General features: G+C 68.7%; 9 protein-coding genes. 8 read left to right on the forward strand and 1 reads right to left on the reverse strand.

All coding sequences use genetic code 11. The features are described 5' to 3' along the window. The first annotated feature begins 25 nt into the window (after window positions 1–25). Window positions 26–1156 carry an aromatic ring-hydroxylating dioxygenase subunit alpha gene (locus tag ACFYO2_RS39980; RefSeq protein ID WP_388359694.1) on the forward strand — a complete coding sequence of 377 codons (1131 nt, stop codon included), beginning with the start codon at window positions 26–28 and terminating at the stop codon, window positions 1154–1156. Window positions 1157–1198: 42 nt separating this feature from the next. Here ACFYO2_RS39980 and ACFYO2_RS39985 read toward each other — a convergent pair whose 3' ends face one another. Next, complete coding sequence (locus tag ACFYO2_RS39985; RefSeq protein ID WP_388359697.1) at window positions 1199–1996, reverse strand: IclR family transcriptional regulator; 798 nt, start codon at window positions 1994–1996, stop codon at window positions 1199–1201. Window positions 1997–2151: 155 nt separating this feature from the next. On the opposite strand from ACFYO2_RS39985, the gene betA reads away from it, so the two are divergent. The 7 genes from betA (at window position 2152) to ACFYO2_RS40020 (ending at window position 13072) form a co-directional block, all read left to right on the forward strand. Further along, window positions 2152–3819 carry a choline dehydrogenase gene (gene betA, locus ACFYO2_RS39990; RefSeq protein ID WP_388359699.1) on the forward strand — a complete coding sequence of 556 codons (1668 nt, stop codon included), beginning with the start codon at window positions 2152–2154 and terminating at the stop codon, window positions 3817–3819. Window positions 3820–3822: 3 nt separating this feature from the next. Next, window positions 3823–4656, forward strand: a complete 834-nt coding sequence (locus tag ACFYO2_RS39995; RefSeq protein WP_388359702.1) for a methylenetetrahydrofolate reductase — start codon at window positions 3823–3825, stop codon at window positions 4654–4656. Window positions 4657–4849: 193 nt separating this feature from the next. Further along, entirely contained in the window at window positions 4850–6319 is a 1470-nt protein-coding gene (locus tag ACFYO2_RS40000; RefSeq protein WP_388359705.1) for an aldehyde dehydrogenase family protein, read from the forward strand. Window positions 6320–6339: 20 nt separating this feature from the next. Next, the gene (locus ACFYO2_RS40005; protein WP_388359708.1) at window positions 6340–7428 is read left to right on the forward strand and encodes a glycine betaine/L-proline ABC transporter ATP-binding protein; all 1089 of its coding nucleotides are present in this window, start codon (window positions 6340–6342) and stop codon (window positions 7426–7428) included. Continuing rightward, entirely contained in the window at window positions 7428–9431 is a 2004-nt protein-coding gene (locus tag ACFYO2_RS40010) for an ABC transporter permease subunit (RefSeq protein WP_388359710.1), read from the forward strand. Before ACFYO2_RS40005 ends, ACFYO2_RS40010 begins: the two co-directional genes overlap by 1 nt. A gap of 13 nt (window positions 9432–9444) precedes the next feature. Beyond that, window positions 9445–10407 carry an ABC transporter substrate-binding protein gene (locus ACFYO2_RS40015; protein WP_388359713.1) on the forward strand — a complete coding sequence of 321 codons (963 nt, stop codon included), beginning with the start codon at window positions 9445–9447 and terminating at the stop codon, window positions 10405–10407. Between the two features lie 226 nt (window positions 10408–10633). Then, window positions 10634–13072, forward strand: a complete 2439-nt coding sequence (locus tag ACFYO2_RS40020; protein WP_388359715.1) for an FAD-dependent oxidoreductase — start codon at window positions 10634–10636, stop codon at window positions 13070–13072. Window positions 13073–13093: the final 21 nt, after the last annotated feature.

The following is a 13093-nucleotide window of genomic DNA, read 5'->3' on the forward strand; positions in this document are numbered from 1 at the left end:
CCTGACGTTCCCCGAGGAGTGCCCTGTGACCTCGACCAGCCTGCCCGACAGTCTGATCGCCACTCTCCCCGGCTCCTCCTACACGGATCCCGGGATCTTCGCCCAGGAGCAGGAGCGCATCTTCGAAGCCATGTGGTTCTGCGCCGTGCGCTCCTCCGACCTGGCCGGACCCGGGGCCTTCCGGACGGTCGAGGTGGGGCGCGAGAGCATCCTGATCACCCGCGCACGGGACCACTCGATACGCGCCTTCTTCAACGTCTGCCGGCATCGCGGAGCCAAGCTCTGCACGGAGGAGGCCGGCGAGGTGAAGCGCGCCTTCCAGTGCCCTTACCACGCCTGGACGTACGACCTGACGGGCAAGCTCGTCGCGGCGCCCAACCTCACCAAGATGCCCGACGTCGGCCGCACGGAGTACGGCTTGGCGAGCGTGGCCACGCGTGAGTGGCTCGGCTACGTGTGGGTGTGCCTCGCGGAGAACCCGCCTCCCTTCGAGGAGGTCGTGCAGGACGTGGTCGCACGTCTCGGCGACACCGAGTCCATCGAGCACTACGACATCGAGAACCTCGAGGTCGGCCGGCGGATCGTCTATGACGTCAAGGCGAACTGGAAGCTCATCGTCGAGAACTTCATGGAGTGCTACCACTGCGCGACGATCCACCCCGAACTCACCGAGGTGCTCCCGGAGTTCGCCGACGGGTATGCCGCTCAGTACTACGTCGGTCACGGCGCGGAGTTCGGCGCCGAGGTCAAGGGCTTCACCGTCGACGGCTCCGAAGGGCTGGACCGTATCCCGGGGGTCACCGAGGACCAGGACCGCCGCTACTACGCGATCACCGTCAGGCCGCAGGTGTTCATCAACCTCGTGCCCGACCATGTGATCTTCCACCGGATGTACCCGGTCGCCGCGGACCGCACGATCGTCGAGTGCGACTGGCTCTACCTCAAGCACGTCGTCGACAGCGGGAAGGATGTCAGCCGGTCGGTCGAGCTCTTCGACCGCGTCAACCGGCAGGACTTCGACGCATGCGAGCGGTGCCAGCCCGCGATGAGCTCCCGGCTGTACGCCAAGGGCGGCGTTCTGGTGCCCAGTGAGCACCACATCGGAGAGTTCCACGACTTCGTACAGCGACGTCTGGGGGCGGGGCATTCGCAGTAGCGGCGGTTGTCCGGCGGGCCGGTGCTCGGTGGTGCGCCGGCCTCAGCCCAGATAGCCCATCCGGTGGCTGATCTCCTCGGCGCCCTGGACGAGCACCGGGGCGAGTTCGTGCATGCGTTCCTCGGTGAGCCGGTACGCGGGTCCGGAGGCGCTGAGTGCGGCGATGACCTCTCCGTCACGGTCGCGGACCGGTGCCGCCATCGCGTGGAGACCCTCTTCCAGCTCCTCCAGTGTCCAGGAGTAGCCGCGGTCCCGGACCTCGGCGAGATTCTTCTCCAGCTTGGTCTTCGCGGTCAGGGTGCCCGGGGCCATCTTCTTCAGGCCGGCCTCGGACAGGAGTGCCGTGCGTTTCTTGGCGGGCATGTGGGCCAGCAGGATCTTGCCGCTGGAGGTGGCGTGCAGCGGGGTCAGTTGGCCGACCCAGTTGTATGCGGTGATGGCGCCGCGTCCGCGCACCTGGTAGAGGTTGATCGCGTACTGCTCCTGCATCACGGCGATGTTGACGGTCTCGCCGAGTTCCTCGGCCAGACGCTCGCAGACCGGGCGGCTCTGCTGGGTGAGGTCGATGCGGCCGGTCACCGCGCCGGCGAGCCGTACGATCCCGAAGCCCAGGCGGTATTTGCCGCGCTCGCCCGCCTGCTCCACCAGGCCACGCGTCTCCAGGGCGCCGAGCAGCCGGAACGCGGTGGACTTGTGCACGTCGATCTCGGCGGCCACCTCGCTCACGCCGGCTTCGCCGCGCTGCGCCAGGATTTCCAGCACGTTGATGGCGCGGTCGACGGACTGGACTCCGCCGTTCTGTGAACTTGTCGTTTCGTTATCCGGACTGTAGTTGCTCACAGCGAAACTATACCCACAGTAAATATCGGCCGTGGCCTCGCAGTCACAGAACTGACGCACCGACAGGCAAGTTGCGTCGTCCGCAACCTGGTGCGCATGGCGGTACTCGTACTAGCATGCCGCGTATATCTAGGGCACGAGCGAGACGAGGCATCATGGCTCCTGTGCAGTACGACTTCGTCATCGTCGGCGGCGGATCGGCCGGCAGCGCACTGGCCAACCGGCTCTCCGCGGACCCGGGCAACCGGGTGCTGGTTCTGGAAGCCGGAAGACCCGACTACCCGTGGGACGTCTTCATACACATGCCCGCGGCGCTGACCTACCCGATCGGCAGCCGGTTCTACGACTGGAAGTACGAGTCCGAACCCGAGCCCCACATGGGCGGCCGGCGTGTCTACCATGCGCGCGGCAAGGTGCTGGGCGGCTCCAGCAGCATCAACGGCATGATCTTCCAGCGCGGCAACCCCCTGGACTACGAGCGCTGGGCCGCCGACCCCGGCATGGAGATCTGGGACTACGCGCACTGTCTGCCCTACTTCAAGCGGATGGAGAACTGTCTCGCGGCCGACCCGGACGACGAGTTCCGCGGCCACGACGGCCCTCTCGTCCTGGAGCGCGGCCCCGCCTCCAACCCGCTGTTCACCGCCTTCCTCGCGGCTGTCCAGGAGGCGGGCCAGCCCCGCACCGACGACGTCAACGGCTACCAGCAGGAGGGTTTCGCCCCCTTCGACCGCAATGTTCACCGAGGACGCCGGCTGTCGGCCTCGAAGGCGTACCTCAAGCCCGCGAAGAAGCGGCCCAACCTCACCATCACGACCCGTGCCCTCGTCACCCGGGTCCTCTTCGAGGGCAAGCGGGCCGTAGGCGTCGAATACCGGCGCGGCCGTGGCAAGCCCCGGCAGGTGCGTGCCCGTGAGGTCATCCTCTGCGGCGGCGCCATCAACTCCCCCCAGCTCCTGCAGCTTTCCGGCGTGGGCAACGCGGAGGAACTGAGCGCGCTCGGCATCGACGTCGTCCACGACCTCCCGGGTGTGGGCGAGAACCTGCAGGACCACCTGGAGGTGTATATCCAGTACGCCTGCAAGCAGCCCGTCTCCATGCAGCCGTACCTGGCGAAGTGGCGGGCTCCCTTCATCGGCCTGCAGTGGCTCTTCCGCAAGGGACCCGCCTCGACCAACCACTTCGAGGCGGGCGGCTTCGCCCGCAGCAATGAGGACGTGGACTATCCCAACCTGATGTTCCACTTCCTGCCCATCGCGGTCCGCTACGACGGTTCCGTGCCCGAGGGCGGACACGGCTACCAGGTGCACGTCGGGCCCATGTACTCCGACGCGCTCGGCTCGGTGAAGATCAGGAGCAAGGACCCGGACGAGCACCCGGCGCTGCGCTTCAACTACCTGTCCACCGAACAGGACCGCCGCGAGTGGGTCGAGGCGGTCCGGGTCGCCCGCAAGCTGCTCGGCCAGCCCGCCCTGGCCCCGTACAACGACGGGGAGATCTCGCCCGGACCCTCGGTCCAGACCGACGAGGAGATCCTCGCCTGGGTCGCCAAGGACGGCGAGACCGCCCTGCACCCCTCCTGCACCTGCAAGATGGGCACCGACGAGATGTCCGTCGTGGACCCCACCAGCATGCGCGTGCACGGAGTGGAGGGGCTGCGTGTCGTCGACGCGTCCGTGATGCCCTACGTCACGAACGGCAACATCTACGCGCCGGTGATGATGATCGCGGAGAAGGCGGCGGACCTCATCCTCGGCAAGGAGCCGCTGCCGCCCTCCAAGGCCGTGTACTACCGGCACCGCGACGCGCGGCAGGCGGGGTAGGCGTTGGGCGCCGAGGGCCTCCGCGCCCTGCTGGACAGCGTCCGCTACGAGGTGCTGCCGGCGAAGTCGACCGAGGACAAGGTCCTCGCCCATGTCCCGCGCGATGTCGTCGTCACCGTGACGGCGTCGCCGGTCAAGGGCTTGGAGCCGACGCTCGACCTCGCCTGCCGGCTCGCGGCGCACGGCTACCGCGTCGTCCCGCACGTGACCGCGCGGCTGCTGCGGGACGACGCGCACCTCAAGGACGTGATCGACCGGCTCCGCGGGGCGGGTGTCGACGACGTCTTCGTTCCGGCGGGCGACGCCGATCCGCCGGCCGGGGCCTACGACGGGGCGCTGCCGGTGCTGCGCAGACTGGGTGAGCTGGGCAGCCCGTTCGCCCGGGTCGGCATCACCGGCTACCCCGAGAGCCATCCGCTTCTCCACGACGACCTCACCGTCCAGGCGATGTGGGACAAGCGAGCGCACGCCACGTACATCGTCAGCAACCTCTGCTTCGACCCGCGGGTGCTGGGCGACTGGGTCGCCCGGATACGCCGCCGCGACGTGGCCCTGCCCGTTCATGTGGGCGTCGCGGGGCCGGTGCAGCGGGCGAAGCTGCTGTCCATGGCGACGAAGATCGGCGTGGGTGAGTCGACGCGCTTTCTGACCAGGCACCCCTCCTGGTTCCTGCGCTTCGCGGCCCCCGGCGGCTACTCGCCCGAGCGGCTGCTCGCACGCGGCGCCGAGGCCCTCACCGAGCCCTCGGCCAAAGTGGCGGGCCTGCACCTCTTCACCTTCAACCAGATCGCCGAGACCGAGCGATGGCGCCGCGCTCTGCTCGACCGACTGTCGTAACACAGACTTCTCCGTTCGTGCTTGGATCGGAAATCAGCTGTGTCCGGACTCCGCACAGGGTGTCCTGGCGGCCGCGCGCTTGGCTAAACCGTCACCCGCCAACCCCTTGACGTGGGGTTCCGCATTCCCCAGAGTGTTCCACCAGAAGCAATACGATGCGTAATGCGCAACGAAAGCTCGAAGGGCTCCCGACGTGGCAGACCTGTATGTGGCTGGGGAATGGCGGGATCCGGTGGCCGGAGGGCACCGGGACATCCGCTGTCCCGCTGACGGCACCCTCTCCGCGACCGTATCCGAAGGGACGCGTCCCGACACCGAGGCCGCCATCGCCGCGGCCCGCCGGGCCTTCGACGAAGGCCCGTGGCCGCGCACCCCCGAACGCGAGCGGGGCGCGCTGCTGCTGCGCACCGCCGACCTCGTCGAGCGCGACGCCAAGCAGTTCGCCCGCGCCGAATCGCTGGACACCGGCAAACGGCTGGTGGAGAGCGAGTACGACATCGCCGACGTCGTCTCCTGCTTCCGCTACTACGGCGGGCTCGGCGGCACCGACGCCGGCCGCGTGATCGACACCGGCCGCGACGACGCCGTCAGTCGCGTCGTGTACGAGCCGATCGGCGTGTGCGGATTGATCACCCCGTGGAACTACCCACTGCTCCAAGCCAGTTGGAAGGTCGCTCCCGCTCTTCTCGCGGGCAACACGATCGTCCTCAAGCCCAGCGAACTCACCCCCTCCACCTCGATCCTGCTGATCAAGGCACTGGAGGAGGCGGGACTGCCGGCCGGCGCCGCCAACCTCGTCCTGGGCACCGGACCCGAGGTGGGCGCGCCGCTCGCCGAGGACCCGGCCGTCGACATGATCTCCTTCACCGGCGGGCTGGACACCGGCAGACGGATCATGGCGACCGCCGCCGCGACCGTGAAGAAGGTCGCGCTGGAACTCGGCGGGAAGAACCCCAACGTCGTCTTCGCCGACGCCGACTTCGAGACCGCCGTGGACTTCGCGCTCACGGCCGTCTTCCTGCACTCCGGGCAGGTCTGCTCGGCCGGCGCCCGGCTGATCGTCGAGGACTCGCTGCACGACCGCTTCGTCGACGAGGTCGTGCGCCGCGCCCGCCAGATCCGCCTCGGTGGCCCCTTCGATCCCCGGGCGCAGACCGGAGCGCTGATTTCCGCACAGCACCTGGCGAAGGTCGAGGCGTACGTCGCGGCCGGCCTGGCCGAAGGCGCCGTACTGCGCTGCGGCGGCGCCCGTCCCGGCGACCCGGCACTGGCGAACGGCCACTACTACCCGTCCACCGTGCTCGACGAGTGCCGGCAGGACATGCGGGTGGTGCACGAGGAGTCCTTCGGACCCGTCCTCACCGTGGAGCGCTTCACCGATGAGGACGACGCCGTACGCATCGCCAACGACACCGAGTACGGACTCGCGGGGGCCGTTTGGACGCAGGACGCCGGAAAGGCCCAGCGGGTCGCCCGGCGGCTGCGCCACGGCACGGTGTGGATCAACGACTACCACCCCTACGTGCCCCAGGCCGAATGGGGTGGCTTCGGGCATTCCGGCGTGGGCCGGGAACTGGGACCGACAGGCCTGGACGAGTACCGGGAGCCCAAGCACATCTGGCAGAACATCCAACCCAGGCCGCAACACTGGTTCAGCGGCTGAACGCCGAAAAGAGGTCAACCATGACCCCAACGCAGACCGATGCACAGAGGCGGCGCGCCACCCCCGAGGACTCGGCCCCCACACCGGTCATATCCGTGCGCAACCTGTGGAAGGTGTTCGGACCGAAGGCGGACCAGGTACCGGACTCCGAGGAACTGTGCGGGCTCACCCGCCGCGAACTGATGGACCGCACGGGCTGTACCGCCGCCGTGCGCGACGTGCACTTCGAGGTCGCGCCCGGCGAGGTCTTCGTCGTCATGGGCCTGTCCGGCTCCGGCAAGTCCACCCTGGTGCGCTGTCTGACCCGGCTCATCGAGCCCACCGCCGGTGAGATCGTCTTCGAGGGCGAGGACATCCGGGACGCTGACGCGAGGCGCCTGCGTGAACTGCGGCGCAGCAAGTTCTCCATGGTCTTCCAGCACTTCGGTCTGCTGCCCCACCGCCGCGTCGTCGACAACGTGGCGTTCGGGCTGGAGATCTGCGGCATGGGCAGGGCCGAGCGCATCAAGCGGGCGCTGGAAGTCGTCGAACTCGTGGGCCTGTCCGGGTACGAGAACTCCTACCCCGACCAGCTCTCCGGCGGTATGCAGCAGCGCGTCGGTCTCGCCCGGGCGCTGGCCGGCGACCCGGACGTACTCCTCTTCGACGAGCCGTTCTCCGCGCTCGACCCGCTGATCCGCCGTGACATGCAGAGCGAGGTCATCCGCCTGCACCACGAGGTCGGCAAGACCATGGTGTTCATCACCCATGACCTCTCCGAGGCGCTGAAGCTGGGCGACCGCATCCTCATCATGCGCGACGGCAGGATGGTCCAGTGCGGTACCGGCGACGAACTGGTCGGCGCCCCCGCCGACGAGTACGTGCGCGACTTCGTCAAGGACGTGCCGCGCGGCGACGTATTGACCCTGCGCTGGATCATGCGCCCGGCGGAGCCCGACGACCCCCTGGACGGGCCGGAGTTGGGACCGGACGTCGTGGTGCGGGAGGCCACCCGGGCGGTGCTCGCCGCCGAGAAGCCGGTCAAGGTCGTCGAGGACGGCAAGCTGCTCGGCATCGTCGGTGACGAGGAGATCCTCGCGGTGGTCGCCGGGCAGGAAGGTGACAGGTGATGACGGTCGCCATCGAGAAACCGGAGAAGACGGAGACGGTGGAGCAGACCGCGCCGCCCGTCGCGAGCGCGCGCAGGGTCAGCCGTCGGATGGTGCTGGCCGCGATCCTGGTCGTCTGGCTGGTTCTCTTTGCGGTACTGCGCGGAAAGCAGACCCTGTCGCTGGCGGCGGCGGATCTCACCGATCTGCACCGCTGGTTCAACGACGTCAACGACGCGATCGGTGCGGACCGCAATTCCAACCCGCTCTTCCTGTACTTCTTCAACGAGATCCGCCTGGTCATCGACGGCCTGGTGACCTTCGTCCAAGAACTGGTCTCCCAGCCGTCCGGCGACCGGCCGGTGCCGCAGATCGGCTGGCTCGGTGTCGTCGGCCTGACCGGGTACGTCTCCTGGGCCGTGGGGAACTGGCGTGTCGCGCTCCTGGCCGTGGCCGGCTTCACCTTTCTCGGGCTGCAGGGCCTGTGGCAGGAGAGCATGGACACCCTGGCCCTCACCCTCTCCGCGGTTGCGGTGGCGCTGCTGTTCGCGATTCCCCTGGGCGTGTGGGCGGGGCTGTCGGACCGGGTCAACCGGATCGTCACGCCCTTCCTGGACTTCATGCAGACGATGCCGACCTTCGTCTACCTGGCTCCTCTGACCCTCTTCTTCCTCATTGGTCCCGCCTCCGCGACGATCGCCACACTGATCTACGCGGCACCGCCGGCCATCCGCATCACCGCGCACGCCATCCGTTCCGTACCGGGGACGACGGTCGAGGCGGCCGACTCCCTCGGGGCCACGCGCCGTCAGACGCTGCTGAAGGTCCTGCTGCCGATGTCCAAGCGGACCGTGGTGATGGGCGTCAACCAGACCATCATGGCCGCACTGGCCATGGTGACCATCGCGGCTCTGATCGACGCACCCGGCCTCGGAAAGACCGTCGTCCAGGCGCTGCAGTCGCTGGACGTGGGAACGGCGTTCAACGCCGGTCTGGCCATCGTCGTCATGGCCATCGTGCTGGACCGGGTGACCACCGCTGCCAGCGGACGGGCGGAGGCGGCCCGGCGCTCGGGGAACCGCTTCCTCAAGTGGCGGCGGCAGCTGCTGCTGGGCGGCGGAGTCGCGGCGGCGGTTCTGGTGTATCTGTCGCACACGTACATGTGGGCGGCGGAGTTTCCCGGTGAGGGCGGCACCGGCAGCACCATCGCGAAGGCGGCGGACGACGTGACCACCTGGGCACAGGACAACCTGTCGGGCCTGACGAACGGCTTCCGCGACGCCCTCACCAACGGTCTGCTCAATCCGTTCCAGACCCTGCTGACCGACTCCCCGTGGTGGCTCGTCGGTGCGGCGCTGGTCGGAATCGGCGCGGTGCTCGGCGGCAGGCGCGCCGGGGTCACCACCGTCGTGTGCGTGGGACTGCTGGTCGGCACGGGCGTGTGGTCGGACGGCATGACCACACTGGCGTCGACCGCCGTGGCGACGGTGCTGGTGATGTTGCTCGGTGTCGTCCTCGGGGTGTGGATGGGGCGCAGCATGCTCGTGGACCGGCTGCTCAGGCCGACCCTCGACGCGGCCCAGGTCATGCCGCCGTTCGTCTATCTCGTGCCGTTCCTCGCGCTGTTCGGCGCGACACGGTTCACGGCCATCGTCGCCGCCGTCGTCTACGCGGCCCCGGTCGCCATCAAGATCATCGCGGACGGGGTGCGGGCCGTGCCCGCGACCACCGTCGAAGCGGCGATGTCCACCGGGTGCAACACCTGGCAGATCATCACCAAGGTTCAACTGCCGATGTCGCGCAACGCCCTGACGCTCGCGACCAACCAGGGGCTGATCTACGTGCTGTCCATGGTCGTCGTGGGCGGCCTGGTGGGCGCGGGCGCCCTCGGCTACGACGTCGTGGCCGGCTTCTCGCAGGGGCAGCTGTACGGCAAGGGGCTGGCGGCCGGTCTCGCCATCGTCCTGCTCGGCGTCATGTTCGACCGGATCACTCAGGCGGCGGCTCGCCGCACCATTGCATAAGGAGCACGACACCATGGCAAGACACTGGCGGGCCGGCGCGGTCGGCATGGCGGTTCTCGGCCTCACCCTCACGGCCTGCGGCGGTGCGAAAGTCGGTGACGACAGCGCCGGCGGCTCGGGGAGCTCGGGCAAGTGCGGCACCTTCAACCTCGCTGTCAACCCGTGGGTGGGTTACGAGGCGGACGCGGCGGTCGTCGCGTACGTCGCGGAGCACGACCTCGGCTGCAAGGTCACCAAGAAGGATCTGAAGGAAGAGATCGCCTGGCAGGGATTCGGGACGGGCGAGGTCGACGCCGTCATCGAGAACTGGGGCCACGACGACCTGAAGAAGAAGTACATCACCGACCAGAAGACCGCCGCGGAGGCCGGCCAGACCGGCAACAAAGGCCTGATCGGCTGGTATGTGCCGCCGTGGCTGGCGAAGGCGCACCCGGACATCACCGACTGGAACAACCTCGACAAGTACGCGTCCAAGTTCAAGACCTCCGAGTCGGGCGGCAAGGGCCAGCTCCTCGACGGCGACCCGTCGTACGTCACGAACGACGAGGCTCTCGTGAAGAACCTGAAGCTGGACTTCAAGGTGGTGTACGCGGGCAGCGAGACCGCGCTCATCCAGGCCTTCCGGAACGCCGAGAAGAACAAGGAATGGGTGATCGGCTACTTCTACGAGCCGCAGTGGTTCATGTCCGAGGTGCCGCTGGTGAAGGTCAAGCTGCCGGAGTACAAGGCGGGCTGTGACGCCGATGCGGAGAAGGTGGCCTGTGACTACCCCGTCTACAACCTCGACAAGATCGTCAGCGCGAAGTTCGCCAAGTCGGGCAGCCCGGCCTATGACCTGGTGAAGAACTTCACCTGGACGAACGACGATCAGAACACCGTGGCCAAGTACATCGCGGTGGACAAGATGTCGCCCGAGGCGGCGGCGAAGAAGTGGGTCGAGGCCAACCGCGGCAAGGTCGACGCCTGGATCAAGTAGGGCACTGGACCGCCCTGGGAAACCGCCGGAAAAGGCCCGGCAGGCTGCGCTGTCAGCCTGCCGGGCCGCGTCGTGTCCGGGGTGTTCTCCCAGCCGCGTCGGGAGTGGTTTTCCGACGTCCTGGACCTCTTGACACCCACCCCCACGGCAGGCACATTGAGTTGCGCAACCTGAATCATGTTGCGTAGACAGCAACTCAATCGCTTTCAGTGTCGGAGGTGCGGCGATGGCGGGACCCCGGGTGGTCATCATCGGAGCGGGCGTCGTGGGGGCGGCGCTCGCCGACGAGATCTCCGCGCGCGGCTGGACCGAAGTGACCGTGGTCGACCAGGGCCCGCTGCCCGCCACCGGGGGATCGTCGTCGCATGCTCCGGGCCTGGTCTTCCAGACGAACTCCTCCAAGACCATGACCGAGCTGGCCCGCTACACGGTCGAGAAGTTCTCCTCCCTCGACGTCGACGGCCAACCCTGCTTCCTCCAGGTCGGCGGCCTCGAAGTGGCGACCACCCCGGAGCGCGTCGCGGAACTCCACCGCCGCCACGGCTGGCTCACCTCCTGGGGCATCGAGAGCCGGCTGCTGAGCACCGAGGAGTGCGTCGAACAGCACCCGCTCGTCAACCCGGACAAGATCCTCGCCGGCCTCCTGGTCCCGACGGACGGGCTCGCCAAGGCCGTCCTCGCCGTCGAGGCGCAGATCCGCCGGGCCACCGAGCGCGGAGTGCGCTTCCTCGCCCGCCACGAAGTACTGGACGTGACGAAGGCCGACGGCGAGGTCACCGGCGTCCTCACCGACCAGGGCGAGATCCCCGCCGACATCGTCGTGTGCTGCGCCGGCATCTGGGGCCCGAAGATCGCCCGCATGGTCGGCATGAACCTCCCGCTCACCCCGCTCGGCCACCAGCTCGCCTGGACCGGCCCGATACCGGCGCTCGCGGGCCAGACGGAGGAGGCGGTGCGCCCGATCCTGCGCCACCAGGACGCCGACCTGTACTACCGCGACCGCTTCGACGGCCTGGGCATCGGCTACTACGGCCACCGCCCCATGCCCATCACCGCCGACGAGATCCTCCCCGTGGACGAGGCCGACGGGATGCCGTCCGTCCTGAAGTTCACCGAGGACGACTTCGCGCAGGCGTGGACCGAGACCCAGTCCCTGCTCCCCGCGACGAAGGACGCCAAGGTCGAGGAGGGCATCAACGGCCTGTTCTCCTTCACCACCGACGGCCTGCCCCTCCTCGGAGAGTCCCCGGACGTCAAGGGCTTCTGGGTCGCCGAGGCCGTCTGGGTCACCCACTCCGCGGGCGTGGGACGGGCCGTGGCCGAATGGCTGGTGGACGGTCACTGCTCGTCCTTCGACCTGCACGAGTGCGACGTCAACCGCTTCGAGCCGCACCAGCTCTCCCCGGAGTACGTGCTGGCCCGCGACTGCCAGAACTTCGTCGAGGTCTACGACATCCTGCACCCCCTGCAGCCGTCGGGGGACCCGCGCCCGATCCGCATGAGCCCGTTCCACGCCCGCCAGCAGAAGCTGGGCGCCTTCTTCCTGGAGGCGAACGGCTGGGAGCGCCCGCAGTGGTACGAGGCCAACGCGAGGCTGGTCGAGGGCCGTTCCCTCGTCACCCCCAACGACTGGGCCGCGCGGTACTGGTCGCCCATCGTCGGCGCCGAGGCCCAGACCACCCGCGAGACCGTCGCGATGTACGACATGACGGCCCTCAAGCGGCTGGAGGTCAGCGGCCGCGGTGCCGCCGGCTTCCTGGAGCGGCTGTGCACCGGCAAGGTCGCCAAGTCCGTCGGCTCGGTGACCTACACCCTGCTCCTCGACCACGACGGCGGCATCCGCAGCGACATCACCGTCGCCCGGCTGGCCCCCGACCTCTTCCAGGTCGGCGCCAACAGCAACCTGGACCTCGACTGGTTCACCCGCCACCTCCCCGCCGACGGCACGGTCCAGGTCCGCGACATCACCCCCGGCACCTGCTGCATCGGCCTGTGGGGCCCGCTCGCCCGCGATGTCCTGCAGCCGCTGACCGACGCGGACTTCTCGGCGAGCGGGCTGAAGTACTTCCGCGCCAAGCGCGCCGACATCGGCTCCGTCCCCGTCACCGCGATGCGCCTGAGTTACGTCGGAGAGCTCGGCTGGGAGCTGTACACCACCGCCGACCTCGGCCAGAAGCTGTGGGACACCCTGTGGCGGGCGGCCGAGCCCCTCGGCGGCATCGCGGCCGGCCGCGGCGCCTTCAACAGCCTCCGTCTGGAGAAGGGCTACCGCTCCTTCGGCACCGACATGACCTACGAGCACGACCCCTACGAGGCCGGTGTCGGCTTCGCCGTCAAGGCCGACAAGGACGACTTCATCGGCAAGGCCGCGCTGGAGCGCCGCAAGGCCGACGTCCGGCGGAAACTGACCTGCCTCACGATCGACGACCCGCGCGCCGTCGTCCTGGGCAAGGAGCCGGTGTACGACGGCGAGAGCCCCGTCGGCTACGTCACCAGCGCCGCCTACGGCTACACGATCGGCAAGGGCATCGCCTACGCGTGGCTGCCCACGGCACTGACCACCCCCGGCACCGCCGTGCAGATCGGCTACTTCGACCAGCGCGTCGAGGCAGTGGTCGCCGAGGAGCCCCTGTTCGACCCGACCATGTCCCGCCTTCGTGGCTGACCGTAGGGAAGGAACACCGCC

Source organism: Streptomyces sp. NPDC006602 (assembly GCF_042870385.1).
Lineage (GTDB): Bacteria > Actinomycetota > Actinomycetes > Streptomycetales > Streptomycetaceae > Streptomyces.